We start from the raw sequence: 15,544 nt of genomic DNA, 5'->3' as shown, positions 1-15,544 counted from the left end.
GGGTCGGTCAGCGTGGTGGAGACGACGTACTTCTCCATCGCGTTGATCTTGTCGCTGTAGGGGTTGCCGGACTGGCCCTGCCACACCGGAGCGAAGCCGTCGTAGGTGTGCCGTCCCATCAGTACCGCGTCGCAGGCGAGGAGCAGTTCGGTCTGGATCCGGCCGCCGGCGTCGTCCAGGACCGTGCTCGCCGGCCAGTCCTGCGGGTTCTGGATGATTCCGTCGAGCGAGATGTACGTCGAGTTGATGATCTTGCGCATGTCGGTCGCCTCCCGGTCGGTGGTTCGTTCTCTGCCACAAACCCTGACAGCGGACTGGTCCGTCGGTAAGGTCCAATTCCGTGGCGGAATCCAGTACCAATTCGACGGCGACCGGCGGGGAGCTCTTCGTCGAGGTCGGCCGGGACCGTTCCGTCGCCCTGCATCGGCAGGTGGAGAGCGGGATCCGTGACCGCATCCGCTGCGGGCAGCTTGCGGGCGGGACGGTCCTGCCCTCCACCCGCGGGCTGGCCGAGGATCTCGGGGTCTCCCGTGGGGTGGTCGTGGAGGCCTACCAGCAGTTGGTCGCCGAGGGCTATCTCGTCAGCCGGTCCGGCGGATACACCCAGGTCGCCCGCGCCGCCGAGACCGACGTGGCCCCGGATGCGGTGCAGCGGCCGGCCGCCGCACCCCCGCGGATCGACTTCCGCTACGGGCGTCCCGACGTCTCGCAGTTCCCGCGCGCGGCCTGGCTGCGATCGACCCGCCGGGTGCTCGCCGAGATCCCGAACGACCGGCTCGTGTACCTCGAGGGCGGCGGCGCACCCGAGCTTCGCGAGGCGCTGTCCGGCTACCTCAACCGGGTGCGCGGTACGGCGGCCCGGCCGGAGAACGTGGTGATCGTCAACGGTTTCGGGCAGGGAATCCGGCTGGTGGCGCAGGTGCTGGCGCAGATGGGCGTCCGCCGGCTGGCCGTCGAAGATCCCTCCAGCGACGACGACATCCGGGTCACCGCACCGCGTCTCGGCATCGAGGTGGTCGGCGTACCTGTCGATGCCGACGGCATCAGCATCCCGGCGCTCGAACGATCCGGTGCCGATGCCGTCCTGGTGACCGCCGCACATCAGTTCCCCACCGGCGCGGTCCTCTCGCCCGCGGTCCGCAAGTCCCTGGTCGACTGGGCGGCCCACGGCGACCGGCTGATCGTCGAGGATGACTACGACGCGGAGTTCCGCTACGACCGCGAACCGATCGGCGCAATGCAGGGCCTCGCGCCCGACCACGTCGTCTACGCCGGGACCGCCAGCAAGACCCTTGCGCCCGGGCTGCGCCTGGGCTGGCTCGTCGTACCCAACCGGCTCGTCGCCGAGGTCGGCGATGCCAAGATCCTCGACGACCGCGGCTCGCCGGTGCTCGACCAGTTGGTGTTCGCCGACTTCGTCGCCCGCGGTGAATTCGACCGGCACCTGCGCCGGATGCGCCCGCGTTACCGGCGCCGTCGCGACGTCCTGCTCGGCGCACTCCGCGAACGGCTGCCCGACGTGGAACCGACCGGGATCTCGGCCGGCATGCACGTGACTACCTGGCTGCCCGCCGATCTCGACGAGGCCGGCATCATCGACGCCGCAAGGCAGCGCAGCCTCGGTGTCTACGGCGTGCGCCCCTACCGGATGAGCCGCACCGGCCGGGCGGGCCTGGTCTTCGGCTACGGCGGTCTCAGCGAACGGGCGATCGCCGAAGGCATCGACATCCTCGCCGACGTCGTCGCCGCGCTGCGGGCCGGCTGATGTCGTCGCGGCTGATGCCGCCGTCGCGGTGACCGCACGGTCGTGCTTCGATCAGGGTATGACCGACTTGACGACTGCGGAGACCATCCAGATCAGCGGCGCGGACGGCGATGAGATCGAGGCCTATGCGGCCCGCCCGGGCGACGAGACGAGTCGCGGCGGCGTGGTGGTCATCCACCACATGCCCGGCTACGACCGGGCCACGAAGGAGATCGTGCGCCGGTTCGCCGCCGACATGGGCTACAACGCGATCTGCCCCAACCTCTACCACCGGGAGGCTCCTGGCGCGGCGCCGGACGACGCGGCGGCGACGGCTCGTGCGGCCGGCGGAGTTCCGGACGAGCGGCTGGTCGGCGATGTCGGCGGCGCGGCCGACTATCTGCGCGCGCTGCCCACGTCCAACGGGAAGGTCGGCGTCATCGGCTACTGCTCCGGCGGCCGGCAGTCGGTGCTCGCCGCGTGCAACCTCGACCTCAATGCCGCGGTGGACTGCTACGGCGCGTTCGTCACCGGCACGCCTCCCGACCGGTTCCCGATCCGCAGCAACATCGTCGATCAACTGCCCAACCTGCGCTGCCCGGTGCTGGGCCTGTTCGGCAACGAGGACTCCCACCCGTCCCCGGCCGACGTCGACGAGTTCGAGAAGATCCTGACGGAGCTCGGTAAGAGCTACGAGTTCCACCGGTACGACGACGCCGGTCACGCATTCTTCTCCGTGGACCGCCCGTCCTACCGCGTGGAGGCCGCCAACGACGGCTGGGAGCGGATCGACGCGTTCTTCGCCAGCAATCTCGCCACCCGGGGAGCGTGACCGCGATGTGCACCTACGCCACGTTCATGGCGCAGATCGACGGCAGTGCCAAAGGGCCGAACGGCTCGTGGTTCCACGTCACCGATGCGACGGTGTACTTCGACCATCCCGTGCACGCGATGGCCGAGCACACCCTCAACATCGACCTCACGGACCCGTCCCGTGGGCCGTCGGGCCGGGTGGCCATGGAGCTGACGGCGTCCGCGGCCCGCGAACTGGTCGCCGCGATCCAGTCCGCGCTCGAATCGGCGCCTGCCGAGCTCACCGTCTAGAGCCGGCCGGACGGAAGTCTGTCAGCGACGACCGGGCTTGTGGCATCCGAAGCTCTTGGCGAGGGTGGTCATCGCCTTCTGCACGGCCTCGTGGCCGGGGGACGGGGCCGCCGGCTCCGCCGAGGGCATGGCCAGTCCGTCGAGGGTGTAGCTGAGCAGCCGTCGCCACGCGGCGGGGGCGTCGGCGGCGGTGCGGTGGACGAGTCCGGCGTTGGCCATCAGCAGGAGCACGATGTCCTCGGGCCGGAAGTCGGCCCGCAACGTTCCGTTGTCGATGGCGCGGTCGGCGATCCGCACGAAGCCGTCGTGGGCGCGTTTCCGCAGCCGTTCCAATGCCGGTACGCCGCGGATGGTCGTGGTGAGCAGATCGGCCAGACCGCGGTCGGTGGCCTGCAACTCGCACAGGAACGTCACATGGTTGGCGAACGCCGACCACGGGTCCGGATCGGCGATGGCGCGTTCGGTCGCGGCCACCACGTCCTCGAGGGTGTCCGCGAATACCGCCGCGAGGAGCGCGCAGCGCGTCGGGAACCGGCGGTAGAGCGTGGCGTTGCCGACTTCGGCACGGCGCGCGATCTCGTCCAGCGGGGCGTCGAGGCCACGCTCACCGAAGACGGCGCGGGCGGCCCGGACCAGGGCGCGCCGGTTGCGCTCGGCATCGGAGCGCAACGGCAGGGTCGCGCCGGCGGGTAAAGAGGCCATGGTGCCAGGCTAGAGCAAAGCGGGGGGCACTCCACGGTTGTGCTAGCGTCGCGAGACGCGATCCGGGGATGAATCCCCGGTTGTTCCCAGGATGGTGGTGAGGTCGTGCCGCACCTCGACGTTTGGCTGACCGCGTTGGGCACGTCCCATCGCCGCCTCACGGGTCTCGTCGCCGGCCTGTCGGCCGAGGAGCTCGCCGGTCCGTCGTATGCGAGCGAATGGTCGATCGCCCAGGAGCTTGCGCATATCGGCTCGGGCGCCGAGATCTTCGGGTTGTTCATCGATGCAGGTCTCGCCGGCCGGCCGGCACCCGGAGCCGACGAATTCCAGCCGGTGTGGCAGCGATGGAACGCCAAGTCGGTGACTGATCAGGCCGGTGACGCACTCCGCACCGATGCCGCTCTGCTCGCCCGATTCGATGCTCTCGACGACGAACGACGCCGGGACTGGACACTTTCCCTCTTCGGCACCGATCAGGGCCTGGCCGATCTGGCGCGGTTGCGGCTTGGTGAGCACGCGGTGCACACCTGGGACATCGCGGTCACCCGTAATCGGCGCGCGACCGTCGAGCCGGCCGCCGTCGAGCTCCTCATCGACACCCTCGGCCAGACCGCCGCCCTGGTCGCCAAGCCCCCCGGGCAGCCGCTGCGGGTATCGGTGACCACCCAGCAGCCGGTGCGTCGCCTCGTCCTCGACGCCCGTAGCGCCGGGCTCGACCTGCGCGGCGTGGACCCGTCGACCGATGCGCTCGACGGCCCCACGCTGCAGCTGCCCGCAGAGGCGCTGATCCGACTCGTCTATGGCCGCCTCGACGCCGACCACACGCCACAGCTGGTCGCCGACGGCGTGGATCTCGACGTACTGCGTCAGATCTTTCCGGGCTTCTGACCTGTTTCTGAAGGGCATGCCATGCGTCTTCGCACCGCCGCTCGAGACATTCCCGGCCGCTTCGCGACCGGCGCCTACATCCTGCACTCCGGACTGGAGAAATGGCGCGGGCCGGCCGAGCAGGCTCAAATGGTGCATGCCATGGCCGCGAACGCCTATCCCTTCCTGAACGAGATCCCGGCACCGCGTTTCCTGCGGATACTCGCCGCCGGCGAAGTCGTCACGGGGTCGCTGCTGCTCATCCCGTTCGTCCCGAACGCCTTCGCCGGGTTCGCGCTCACCGGCTTCTCCGGTGCACTCCTCGGGATGTATCTGCGTACGCCGGCCCTGCGCAAGCCGGACAGCGTCTGGCCCGCCCCGGCGGGGATAGCGGTCAGCAAGGACGTCTGGATGCTCGGCATCGGGCTCGGCCTCGTCGCCGACGCGGTCGCCGGGGCCGAGTCCGGGGAATGACCGGAGTAGCCGCAGAACGGGGACTTGAGATCCCGGGCACGGATTTCGGCGTTTCAGTTGTACCAACCCGATCGGATTAGTAGGGTAAGGCATGTGGTTGGGCTCGTCGTGCAGCGATACGTGGATCTCCTCCACGTGACCGCTACGGCGTGTCCCGTCCTCGGTTCGTCCTGAGCGGCTCGACCGTCGCCATTCATACCGAGGAACATCCTGTGAATTCTGTCAACGGCACCGCCGTACGCTCCGAGCACCGCACGACCCTCGCCGCCGGGCGAGCACCTGGACTGTCGCGTAGCGAACTGACCGCGCTCCTGCGGCGGACCACCGCCGACTCCGACGTGTGGCTGCCGCGCCTGCAGTTGCCGGACGGCGATCGACGATGGTGGACCCAACTGTCCGCCGACGAGCGGGTCGATGTGTGGCTGCTGTCGTGGCTTCCCGGACAGAACACCGAATTGCACGACCACGGGTCGTCCGCCGCGGCGTTCTCGGTGGTGCGCGGACTGCTCGCTGAGGTGCGGATCGACGCGGGACACCGGCGTGTGACGGTGCCACGCCCAGCCGGGTCGACCGTCTGGCTCGCGCCGGGAGTGATCCACGACATGTGCGGCGCCGGCATCGGGCCGGCCGTGAGCATCCACGCCTACTCGCCGCCGCTGACCCGGATGACCTACTACGCCACGGACTGCACGGGGTTGCACACCGCGCGGACCGTGCAGACCAATGAACCGGAACAGGAGTAGATGCGATGACCGTTTCCATCCGCCGTGGAGTTTCCGACCTGCTCGACGACGCGCGCTCGCGGCTGTTCAGGCTGTCGCCGGTGGAGGCGTACGACGCGCAACGCAACGGCGGCGTACTCGTCGACATCCGGCCGCCCGTCAACCGTGAGACCGAGGGCTTGATCCCCGGCGCGCTCGTGGTGGACCGCAACGTTTTGGAGTGGCGGTTCGACCCGGCCTGCGATGCGCGAATGGCTATCGCCTCCTACGATCTGCAGGTCGTGATCGTCTGCAACGAGGGCTACACGTCGAGCCTCGCGGCCGCGGCGCTGCACGACCTCGGCGTCGTGCGGGCGACCGACCTGATCGGTGGCTACCGCGCCTGGCGCGGGTGCGGCCTGCCGACGATCCGGCCGCCTGTGTAGGCAACGCAAGGGTGGGTGGAACAGCGGTCTCCAGCGAGGCCGGATGGGTCTGTGGGTGGTGTACCGGCGGCCCGGCTAATCGTCGGCGAGCTCGGTGGTCGCGACCTGTCCCGCGTCGGTGGTACGTCGCAGGAAGTCGGCGAGCAGTTCCAATTCGGTGTCGGAGTATCCGGTGAAGATCCGATCCATCCGGCCGTTCATCCCCGAGTAGAGGCCGAAAATCTCCGCGTTGCGGTCGCGTACGGCGCGGACCATGACGCCGCGCCGGTCGGACGCGTCGGGATCACGCTCCCGGGTGATCCATCCGCCGCGCTGCAGCCGGTCGAGGATGCCGGTCATGGTGGCCGGGTGCAGCCCGGCCCGCCGGGCCAGGGCGCTGGGGCTCATCGGGCCGTGCCTGGAGATCAGTTCGAGGCAGTCGATGTCGACGTCCTTGAGGTCGAGGTGGGCACCCACCTGGTGATTGAGCAAGGACAGCTGATTGCTCAGCTCCCGCAGCGATCCCTTGATCGCCGTCGTCAATCGCCGCCTACTTCTGCTCCGATCCGATACGGAACTCATACGATATGCTCCTCGTGTCATACGCAATAGACAGTATAGGGAGCGAGCTCACCCCTTGGCATATGGTCGCGGTCGGGATTGACTGACGTATGCCGTACGTCGACCGGCCCGACGAGGAGCGACGGCTGGCCCATGCCGCGTTTCTCGAGTCGGGACAGACCTCCGCCCATGTCCGCACGGTGGTGGCCGAGTCGTGGATCCGTTCGTCGGCAGCCGGCGTCGATCCCGACGCCCACCTGGCTCCGGTGGTGCTCGACACGCCGGACCTGGTCGACTACCGCTCGGCTCATCCGCTCTCCCGGGTCTTCCCGCTTCTCTACGACGTCCTCGGTCGCGCGGCCGTGGACTGTGACTGCGTCATGGCCGTCGGCGACGCCGACGGGAAGCTGCTGTGGGTCTGCGGGCCACCCGGGGTACTCCGCCGGGTCGAGGCCATCAACTTCGTCGAGGGCTCGGCCTGGGACGAGAATCACGCGGGCACCAATGCACCCGGCACGGCCCTGCACCTCGATGCCGCCGTACAGATCCACTCCGCGGAGCACTTCAACCGGCTGGTGCAGCCTTGGAGCTGTTCGGCCGCGCCGATCCACGACCCGCTCACCAACGAGATCCTGGGGCTCGTCGACATCACCGGCGGTGACGACGTCGCGTCGCCGCAGACGCTCGGGATGGTGCGGGCCGCTGCCCGGATGGCGGAGTCCGAGATCGCCCGGCTCGCGGTGGAGACTCGGGCCCGCTCGCGGGACGCCGGCACCGGCCGACTCTGGTCGCCGACCGAGTCCGCATCGCGGCGCGTCCTGCAGATCCGGGGTCTCGGTCAACCTGACTGCATCGCCGAGCTCGGCGGCCGGACCCACCGGCTGAGCCCACGCCACAGCGAGATTCTCGTGGCGCTCGTCGATCATCCCGACGGCTTGACCGCCGAAGAGCTCGAGGTCGAGGTCTACGCCGCCGACGTGCACTCCTCGACCATGCGTGCCGAGATGACGCGGCTGCGGGCGCTCCTCGGCCGCGACGTCATCGAGTCCCGGCCCTATCGGCTGATCGTGGAGACCGATTGCGACTGGATGGCCGTCGGTGCCCACCTCGCGGCCGGGCGGATCCGCGACGCGGTGCGGGCCTACCGCGGCCCGCTGCTGCCGCAGTCGGAGTCGCCGGGCATCGTGGCGCGACGTGAGTCGCTGCAGGAGCAGGTGCGCGGTGCCGTCATGTACTCGCGCGAACCCGACCTGATGGTGGCGTGGACGCGATCGCGGTGGGGAGCGGACGACCTGCCGATGTGGCGGCAGCAGGCCGAGTCGTTGCCCGCGACCTCTCCGCTACGTCCGCTGGCCGCGGCGGAGGCGCGCCGGCTGGAGCGGGAGTTCGGGATACGGGCTATCCCGTAGCGAGCAAAAAGTCGGCCAAGAAGTTGTGTGCTGGTGCCCTATGCAACGTGGTTGCAACGTTCACGTTCCTAGCCTGCCTGCTGACCCGTCGAACGGCGGGTGTCACCAGTCCCTGGAGGTTAGGTGCGATGACGGTCTACTCACCCCCCGGCAGCGCGGACAGCCCGGTTACCGTCCGGAGCCGCTACGACAACTTCGTCGGTGGGGAGTGGACTCCGCCGACCAAGGGCGGCTACTTCGAGAATCCGTCGCCGGTCACCGGAAAGTCGTTCACCGAGATCGCCCGCAGCACCGCAGAGGACGTCGACCATGCGCTGGACGCAGCCCATGGCGCCAAGCGCGCCTGGGGACGCACCTCGGTCGCGGAGCGGGCCAACATCCTCAACAAGATCGCCGACCGGATCGAGGACAACCTCGAGATGCTCGCGATCGCCGAGTGCTGGGAGAACGGCAAGCCGATCCGCGAGACGCTCGCCGCGGACCTGCCCCTCGCGGTCGACCACTTCCGCTACTTCGCCGGCGCCATCCGCGCGCAGGAGGGCGGGATCTCCGAGATAGATGCCGACACCGTGGCCTATCACCTGCACGAGCCGCTCGGGGTCGTCGGCCAGATCATCCCGTGGAACTTCCCGCTGCTGATGGCCACCTGGAAGCTCGCGCCGGCTCTCGCTGCGGGCAACTGCGTCGTGCTCAAGCCTGCGGAGCAGACGCCGTGGTCGATCCTGAAGCTGATGGAACTCGTCGGCGACCTGCTTCCCGCCGGCGTACTCAACGTGGTCAACGGCTTCGGCGTCGAGGCGGGCAGGCCGCTGGCGTCGTCAAGTCGCATCGCCAAGATCGCGTTCACCGGTGAGACGACGACCGGCCGCCTGATCATGCAGTACGCGTCGCAGAACCTCATCCCGGTGACGCTCGAGCTCGGCGGCAAGAGCCCCAACATCTTCTTCGAGGACGTCGCCGCGGCGAAGGACGCGTTCTACAACAAGGCCCTCGAGGGCTTCGCGATGTTCGCGCTCAACCAGGGCGAGGTCTGCACCTGCCCGTCCCGGGCCCTGATCCAGTCGTCGATCTACGACGGCTTCCTGGGCGACGCCATCAGCCGGGTCAATGCGATCAAGCAGGGCAACCCGCTCGACTCGGAGACGACGGTCGGGGCACAGGCCTCCAACGACCAGCTCGAGAAGATCCTGTCCTACCTCGACATCGGCAAACAGGAGGGCGCGAAGGTCCTCACCGGCGGCAACCGGGCCGAGCTCGGCGGCGACCTGGCCGGCGGCTACTACGTCCAGCCGACGGTCTTCGAAGGACACAACGGGATGCGGATCTTCCAGGAGGAGATCTTCGGCCCGGTGGTGTCGGTGACGAAGTTCGACGACGAGGACGACGCCCTCAAGATCGCCAACGACACGCTCTACGGCCTCGGTGCCGGTGTCTGGTCGCGGGACGGTGCGCGGGCCTACCGGGCCGGCCGGGAGATCCAGGCCGGCCGCGTGTGGACCAACTGCTTCCACCAGTACCCGGCGCACGCCGCCTTCGGTGGCTACAAGCAGTCCGGTGTCGGGCGCGAGAACCACAAGATGATGCTCGACCACTACCAGAACACCAAGAACCTGCTGGTTTCTTACTCGCCCGACGCTCTCGGATTCTTCTAGACCGATGACCGAATCCGCGATGGGACCGGAGTCCCGGGTCGGTGTGACCGGTGAGGCGGCGGACCTGCTCCGCCGCCTCACCGAACAGCACGGCCCACTGATGTTCCACCAGTCCGGCGGCTGCTGCGACGGCTCGTCACCGATGTGCTTCCCCGACGGGGACTTCATCACCAGCGACGGCGACGTGCATCTCGGCACCATCGACGTCGGCCTCGACCGGGAGATCCCGGTCTGGATGTCGGTCAGCCAGTACGAGTACTGGAAGCACACCCACCTGACCATCGACGTGGTGCCCGGCCGCGGTGCCGGGTTCTCGGTCGAGGCTCCGGAGGGCGTGCGGTTCCTGATCAGGTCCCGGCTGCTCACCGACGCCGAATCCCAGGCCTTCGGAGTGACCTGAGACATTCCCGACCGGGAAAGTCTGGTTTAGCCTTGACATGACCTGCACAAGTGGTTAATCGTCTAACCGTGTCCGTCAAGGTAATCGATTAACTGATGGCGACCGCCGCCAGGCCGCCGACGCAGCGCGACGTCGCAGATCGTGCCGAGGTCTCGACCGCGACCGTGTCCTACGTGCTCACCGGTCGCGACCGACCGGTGAAGGAGGAGACGGTCCGCCGGGTGCTCGACGCCGCCCGGCAGCTCGGCTACCAGCGCAACCACTCCGCCCGCAGCCTCCGTCGGCAGCGCACCGAGTTGGTGTGCGTGGTCTATCGACCGCCCGGCAACCCCTGGGTCGAGTTGCTCACCGAGCAGTTGCACGCCTCGGCCGTACGCCGCGGCTACGGCGTGATCGGACTGCCCATCGCGCCGGACGACCGGGCCGATACGGCGTTGCGGGTGCTGCGGGAGCACTACGTCGACGGCGCGATCCTGACGCCTGGATATTGCATCTCCGCCACCGAGGTACGACGGCTCGCCCGGGGCGGGCTCGGGTTGGTGGTCTTCGACGATCGGATCGCTCCGCAGCGCTTCGACGCCGTCCGGCTGCAGCAGGCCTTGGCATGTCAGGACGTCGTACGGCATCTGGTGACGAGCGGGCGCCGGCGGATCGCCTACATCGCCCACGAGGACGAGCTTCGCGGGAGCGGCCCCGCCGTCGTCTACCGGGCGTACCAGCAGGCGCTCGTCGACCTCGGGCTGCCGTGGGACGAATCGCTGGTCATTGCCGGCGCCGACTCCCGCGCCGAGGCCTACACCGGAGCGACCCGGTTGCTCGAATCCGTCGACCCGCCCGACGCGATCTTCTCCGGCTCGGACCGCGGCGCGATCGACGCGATCTGGGCAGCCCGGGACCTGGGCTGGTCGGTTCCCGGCGACGTCTCGATCGCAGGGGCCGGCAACATCCCCGAGGGGGAGGTGGTCCGGCCGGCCCTCACCACCGCGGGGTTCCCCGGGACCGACTTCTCGAGCGTCGTCGAACGGCTCTGGGCGCGCATCGAAGACCCGACCCACCGCGGCACCGAGCTCGATCAACCCTGGGAACTCATCGTCCGCACGTCGACCTGAGTCCCCGTACTCCGAGTCCGAGGAGGGCATCGTCATGCCTGGAAGAACAGCGACGTCCCAGTACTCACGTCGCGACCTGTTGCGGATCGGTGGGTCCGTCGCGGCGGTCGGCGCCGCCGCGCCCGTGCTCGCCAGTTGCTCCCGAGCGCCGAGCACCTCGTCGAGCGGCGGGGGGAGCAAGACCTTCACGATGTATTGGAACTCCGGCCACGCCTACGACACCTACAACAACGTCGTGTCGAAGTTCGAGAAAGACCATGGGGTCACCGTCAACTGGCAGAAGTTCCAGTGGCCGGACCTGCAGACGAAGCTGCAGGCGGACATCTCGGCGGGCACCCCGCCGGACCTCGTCGAGCAACCGGGCGGCGACACCGCGATTCCGCTGGCGCTCACCGGCGACCTGATGCCGCTGGACGCTCACATCGCCAAGGACGGTGCCGCGATGGGCTTTCCCGGCGACTGGCAGAACGCGTCGGTGATGCCCTGGCAGCACGCCGGGAATACCTACGGCGTGCAGATCCACCTGACCTGCAGCCAGCTCTACTACAACAAGAAGATGCTGGCCGCGGCCGGCGTGAAGCCACCGGCGACCTGGGACGACCTGCTCGCGGTGGGAAAGAAACTCACCTCCGGGCACCGGTATGCGATCGCCCTGAACCAGGATCCCGGCTACAGCGTCCCCTGGCTGCAGCAGAACGGGGTCTCGGAGTACGACGACGCGACCAAGCAGCTGCTCACGCCGCATCCTGCGACGATCGAGGCGCTGCAGTTCCAGCACGACCTCATCTACAAGTACAAGTACTCACCGGCGCCGGTTCCCAGCTCGGACTATTCGGGGCCGCAGAAACTGCTCTCGGCCCAGCGTGCCGCCATGATCATCACCGGACCGTGGGACATTCTCCCGATCCGGCAGGCCGGGGGTGTCGATCTCGGGATTGCGCCTCCGCTGATGCACAAGGAGCGCAAGACGATCCTCGCCGGCAGCGGACTGATCATCCCCGCCAAGGCGAAGAACCGCGACCTCGCGTGGGATCTCATCAAGCGGTTGACGACGCTCGAGGTCGAGCTTGCGGTGACCAAGGAGGCCGGCCAGACTATGCCGCGCAAGTCCTGGACGACGCAGGCGCCGGTGAAGGGCGACCCGCTCATCGGTGCGGTGGCGCAGGCGCTTCCCTCCGGCGCCGACTGGGGCCAGAAGCTGGCCGCAACCGGCAAGGGCCCGCAGGTCGACGACGCCTACCAGACGCTGTACCAGTCGGTCGCGATCAGCGGTAAGACGCCGCAGGGACCGATGTCCGACTTCCTCGCGACGGCCGACAAGGTCGTGCGCTAGGTGGCGCTTCCATGACGACCTTTTCCTTGTCCAGCGGCCGGCGTCGCGGCAGGCTCCGCCGGCGCCGGGCGATGACCGCCTACCTGTTCCTCGCCTTCCCGGTGATCTTCTTCGGGCTGCTGTTCTTCTATCCACTCATCCAGGAGCTGATCACCGGCTTCTACACCGGCCCGCAGGCTGACCGGTTCGTCGGCTTCGGCAACTTCAGCAAGGCTGTGGGCGACCCTGCGGTCCGGCACGCCTTCGTGACGACCGTCGAGTACGCCGTCGGCGTACTGATCTTCAGCATCGTGATCGGGCTGCTCCTCGCCACGATCCTCAACCAGCACATCCGTGGACGGGCCGTTTTCCGCGGGATCCTGCTCGTGCCCTACCTCACCTCGATCGCGATCGTCGGTCTGCTCTGGCGCAACATCCTCGATCCGCAGGTCGGCGTCCTGAATCGGGTGCTCAGCTCGCTGCACCTGCCGCAGCAGACGTGGCTCGACACCCACCCGCTCGGGACGCTGGTGCTTATCGCTGTCTGGCAGCAGATCGGCTACACCACGCTGCTGTTCGTCGCCGGCATGCAGGGGATTCCGGAGACCTACTACGAGGCCTCCCGGGTCGACGGTGCCTCGGCGTGGCAGCGGTTCCGGTCAGTCACGCTCCCGCTCCTGGTGCCGACGACGCTTTTCGTCTCGGTGATCGGCGTCATCACGTCGCTGCAGGAGTTCGCACTCCCGTTCCTGGTCACCAACGGCGGTCCGGGAGCGGCGACCGATCTCTACGTCTTCCGGATCTACAACGTCGCGTTCAAGTTCCGCGACTTCGGCTACTCCTCCGCACTGTCCTATCTCATGCTGCTGGTCATCCTGGTGCTGTCCGTGATCCAGCTCCGCATCGGAAGGCGTGATTACGGTGAATAGGAGACCTGCGCGGTCGATGCGGTCGCCGATCGCCGCCGAACGACTGTTCCCCGGCGACCGGATCGTCGCCTACACGATCCTCGTCATCTGCGCGGGGGCGACCGTCGTACCGCTGCTCTACATGGTGTCGTTGTCGCTGCAGTCCAACGCCGACATCTTCGCGGGCAACCCCGTCCTATGGCCGAAGGTCCTGCATTTCGGCAACTACCTGACGCTGTTCCAGAGGGCGCCGATCGGACGGTTCCTCCTCAACAGCTTCATCATGGCCGGCGTCATCACACTCGCCCATCTGGTGATCGATCCGCTTGCCGGGTATGCGTTCGCGAAGTTCGAGTTCCCGTTCAAGCGGACGATCTTCGTTATTGTGCTCTCCACCCTGATGGTGCCGTTCTTCGTCCGGATGATCCCCATCTACGTGATCTTCTCGCAGCTGGGCTGGACCAACAGCTATCAGGGCCTGATCGTTCCGTTCCTGTCCGACGCCTTCGGCATCTTCCTGATGCGGCAGTTCATCCAGCCGCTGCCCGACGCGCTCATCGACGCGGCGCGGGTCGACGGTGCGTCGGAGCTCAGGATCTACGCCCGGATCATCCTGCCGCAGGCCAAGCCGGCGTTGGCCGTGCTCGGCCTCTTCACCTTCGTCTTCCAGTGGAACAACTTCCTCTGGCCGTTGATCATCACGTCGAGCACCACCATGCGGACACTGCCGGTCGGGCTCACGCTGTTCAATCAGGAATACTTCACGCAATGGAACCTGACCTCAGCCGGATCGGTCGTGCTCTTCGCGCCGACCGCAGTCTTGTTCTTTGTCGCACAGCGCTACCTCGTCCGAGGCATCGCGCTGACCGGACTCAAATGAATCGCGGAAATGAGGTCAGGTGAGTCAGTCCCAACCCAACGTCGTCGTCTTCTTCACCGATCAGCAGAGGTTCGACTCCACCGGGGTGCACGGCAACCCGCTGGATCTGACGCCGAACTTCGACCGGATGGCTTCCGAGGGCACCTTCTGCGGAAGTGCCTTCACCTGCCAGCCGGTGTGCGCCCCGGCCCGGTCCGCGCTGCAGACGGGGATGTACGCGACGGAGACCGGTGTCTACCGCAACGGCATTCCGTTGCCCGAGGACGCCCCGACGCTGGCCCGGGCGTTCGGCGCGTGCGGGTACGACACGGCGTACGTCGGCAAGTGGCATCTAGCCGCGACCGGCTCCGAACCGGTGCCCGAGCGGCTCCGTGGCGGCTACGACCACTGGCTTGCGGCCGATGTCGTCGAGTTCATCTCCGACGCCTACGACGCGCACCTCTACGACGGTGACGGGCAGCTCCGCAAGCTGCCGGGCTACCGGGCGGACGCCACGGTCGACGCCGCCATCGACTATCTCGCGACACCGCACGAGCGGCCGTTTCTCCTCTTCGTCTCGCTGATCGAGCCCCACCACCAGAACAGCCGGGACGACTACCCGGCGCCGACGGGCTACGCCGAGCGGTACGCCGGGCGCTGGACTCCGCCGGACCTGGCGGCGTTGGGTGGCACGGCGCCGCAGCATCTCGGTGGGTACTGGGGGATGGTGCGCCGGGTCGACGAAGCGTTCGGCCGGCTCCGCGACGCCATAGAGAGCCTGGGGCAGCTGGACAACACCGTGATCGCCTATGCGACCGATCACGGCTGCCACTTCAAGACCCGCAACAACGAATACAAGCGATCGGCCCATGAGGCCTCGATCCGGATTCCCATGGCGCTCACCGGTCCCGGATTCGACGGCGGCGGACGCATCCGCGAACTCATCAGCCTCGTCGACCTGCCGCCGACCCTCCTCGATGCGGCAGGCATCGACGTACCGAAGCAGATGCAGGGCCGGTCGATCCTGCCGCTCGTTCGCCACGACGCGATCGACTGGCCGGAGGAGGTGCTGATCCAGATCAGTGAGTCGCACGTCGGCCGGGCCATTCGCACCGACCGGTGGAAGTACGCCGTCGCCGCACCGGACGCGCACGGCTGGAACGACGCTGGGTCCCACGACTACGTCGAGACCGAGCTCTATGACATCGTCTCCGATCCCTACGAGCTGACCAACCTTGCCGGGCTGGAGAGCCACCGCGACACCGCCGCCGCTCTGCGCGACCGGCTCGCACAACGGATGGTCGACGCGGGGGAGGA

At 68.1% G+C, this 15,544-nt stretch carries 18 protein-coding genes; 15 read left to right on the top strand and 3 right to left on the bottom strand.

The window, feature by feature from the left end:
- On the bottom strand, positions 1–260 hold a 260-nt coding region (locus tag VGH85_23970), incomplete at its 3' end, for a dihydrofolate reductase family protein (GenBank protein ID HEY2176877.1).
- An 80-nt stretch (positions 261–340) separates the two neighbouring features.
- On the opposite strand from VGH85_23970, the gene VGH85_23965 reads away from it, so the two are divergent.
- Genes VGH85_23965 through VGH85_23955 form a run of 3 tightly spaced genes read left to right on the top strand, consistent with a single transcriptional unit; the run spans position 341 to position 2,848 of the window.
- Positions 341–1,765, top strand: a complete 1,425-nt coding sequence (locus tag VGH85_23965; GenBank protein ID HEY2176876.1) for a PLP-dependent aminotransferase family protein — start codon at positions 341–343, stop codon at positions 1,763–1,765.
- A gap of 58 nt (positions 1,766–1,823) precedes the next feature.
- Positions 1,824–2,576 carry a dienelactone hydrolase family protein gene (locus VGH85_23960; GenBank protein HEY2176875.1) on the top strand — a complete coding sequence of 251 codons (753 nt, stop codon included), beginning with the start codon at positions 1,824–1,826 and terminating at the stop codon, positions 2,574–2,576.
- 5 nt (positions 2,577–2,581) lie between these two features.
- Entirely contained in the window at positions 2,582–2,848 is a 267-nt protein-coding gene (locus tag VGH85_23955; protein HEY2176874.1) for a DUF6295 family protein, read from the top strand.
- 21 nt (positions 2,849–2,869) lie between these two features.
- Here VGH85_23955 and VGH85_23950 read toward each other — a convergent pair whose 3' ends face one another.
- Positions 2,870–3,550 (bottom strand): TetR/AcrR family transcriptional regulator, encoded by a 681-nt coding sequence (locus VGH85_23950; GenBank protein ID HEY2176873.1) that lies wholly within the window; start codon positions 3,548–3,550, stop codon positions 2,870–2,872.
- A 105-nt stretch (positions 3,551–3,655) separates the two neighbouring features.
- Between VGH85_23950 and VGH85_23945 the strand changes: the two genes are divergently transcribed.
- From VGH85_23945 to VGH85_23930, 4 genes are all read left to right on the top strand, one after another.
- Positions 3,656–4,438, top strand: a complete 783-nt coding sequence (locus VGH85_23945) for a maleylpyruvate isomerase family mycothiol-dependent enzyme (protein HEY2176872.1) — start codon at positions 3,656–3,658, stop codon at positions 4,436–4,438.
- Between the two features lie 21 nt (positions 4,439–4,459).
- Positions 4,460–4,891 carry a hypothetical protein gene (locus VGH85_23940; protein HEY2176871.1) on the top strand — a complete coding sequence of 144 codons (432 nt, stop codon included), beginning with the start codon at positions 4,460–4,462 and terminating at the stop codon, positions 4,889–4,891.
- Positions 4,892–5,103: 212 nt separating this feature from the next.
- Positions 5,104–5,634 carry a cysteine dioxygenase family protein gene (locus VGH85_23935; GenBank protein HEY2176870.1) on the top strand — a complete coding sequence of 177 codons (531 nt, stop codon included), beginning with the start codon at positions 5,104–5,106 and terminating at the stop codon, positions 5,632–5,634.
- A 5-nt stretch (positions 5,635–5,639) separates the two neighbouring features.
- Positions 5,640–6,038: a rhodanese-like domain-containing protein gene (locus VGH85_23930; protein HEY2176869.1), complete on the top strand. Its 399-nt coding sequence runs from the start codon at positions 5,640–5,642 to the stop codon at positions 6,036–6,038.
- A 75-nt stretch (positions 6,039–6,113) separates the two neighbouring features.
- Here VGH85_23930 and VGH85_23925 read toward each other — a convergent pair whose 3' ends face one another.
- A complete protein-coding gene (locus VGH85_23925) occupies positions 6,114–6,599 on the bottom strand; it encodes a MarR family transcriptional regulator (protein HEY2176868.1) in 486 nt (161 codons plus the stop codon).
- 89 nt (positions 6,600–6,688) lie between these two features.
- Here VGH85_23925 and VGH85_23920 point away from each other — a divergent pair, with 89 nt between their 5' ends.
- The 8 genes from VGH85_23920 to VGH85_23885 all read left to right on the top strand — a co-directional run.
- Positions 6,689–7,987 (top strand): GAF domain-containing protein, encoded by a 1,299-nt coding sequence (locus tag VGH85_23920; GenBank protein HEY2176867.1) that lies wholly within the window; start codon positions 6,689–6,691, stop codon positions 7,985–7,987.
- A 128-nt stretch (positions 7,988–8,115) separates the two neighbouring features.
- Positions 8,116–9,639 (top strand): aldehyde dehydrogenase, encoded by a 1,524-nt coding sequence (gene adh, locus VGH85_23915; GenBank protein HEY2176866.1) that lies wholly within the window; start codon positions 8,116–8,118, stop codon positions 9,637–9,639.
- 19 nt (positions 9,640–9,658) lie between these two features.
- Positions 9,659–10,039: a DUF779 domain-containing protein gene (locus tag VGH85_23910; GenBank protein ID HEY2176865.1), complete on the top strand. Its 381-nt coding sequence runs from the start codon at positions 9,659–9,661 to the stop codon at positions 10,037–10,039.
- Positions 10,040–10,134: 95 nt separating this feature from the next.
- A complete protein-coding gene (locus VGH85_23905) occupies positions 10,135–11,148 on the top strand; it encodes a LacI family DNA-binding transcriptional regulator (protein HEY2176864.1) in 1,014 nt (337 codons plus the stop codon).
- Positions 11,149–11,182: 34 nt separating this feature from the next.
- The gene (locus tag VGH85_23900; protein HEY2176863.1) at positions 11,183–12,481 is read left to right on the top strand and encodes a sugar ABC transporter substrate-binding protein; all 1,299 of its coding nucleotides are present in this window, start codon (positions 11,183–11,185) and stop codon (positions 12,479–12,481) included.
- 11 nt (positions 12,482–12,492) lie between these two features.
- The gene (locus tag VGH85_23895; protein ID HEY2176862.1) at positions 12,493–13,389 is read left to right on the top strand and encodes a sugar ABC transporter permease; all 897 of its coding nucleotides are present in this window, start codon (positions 12,493–12,495) and stop codon (positions 13,387–13,389) included.
- Positions 13,390–13,405: 16 nt separating this feature from the next.
- Positions 13,406–14,248, top strand: coding sequence for a carbohydrate ABC transporter permease (locus VGH85_23890; GenBank protein ID HEY2176861.1), 843 nt, complete (start codon positions 13,406–13,408; stop codon positions 14,246–14,248).
- Between the two features lie 19 nt (positions 14,249–14,267).
- Positions 14,268–15,544, top strand: a 1,277-nt coding sequence (locus tag VGH85_23885; protein ID HEY2176860.1) for a sulfatase-like hydrolase/transferase, incomplete at its 3' end; no start/stop codon positions are given.

Source organism: Mycobacteriales bacterium, assembly GCA_036497565.1.
Classification (GTDB): domain Bacteria; phylum Actinomycetota; class Actinomycetes; order Mycobacteriales; family QHCD01; genus DASXJE01.
This window is presented reverse-complemented; position numbering and strand designations above follow the sequence as displayed.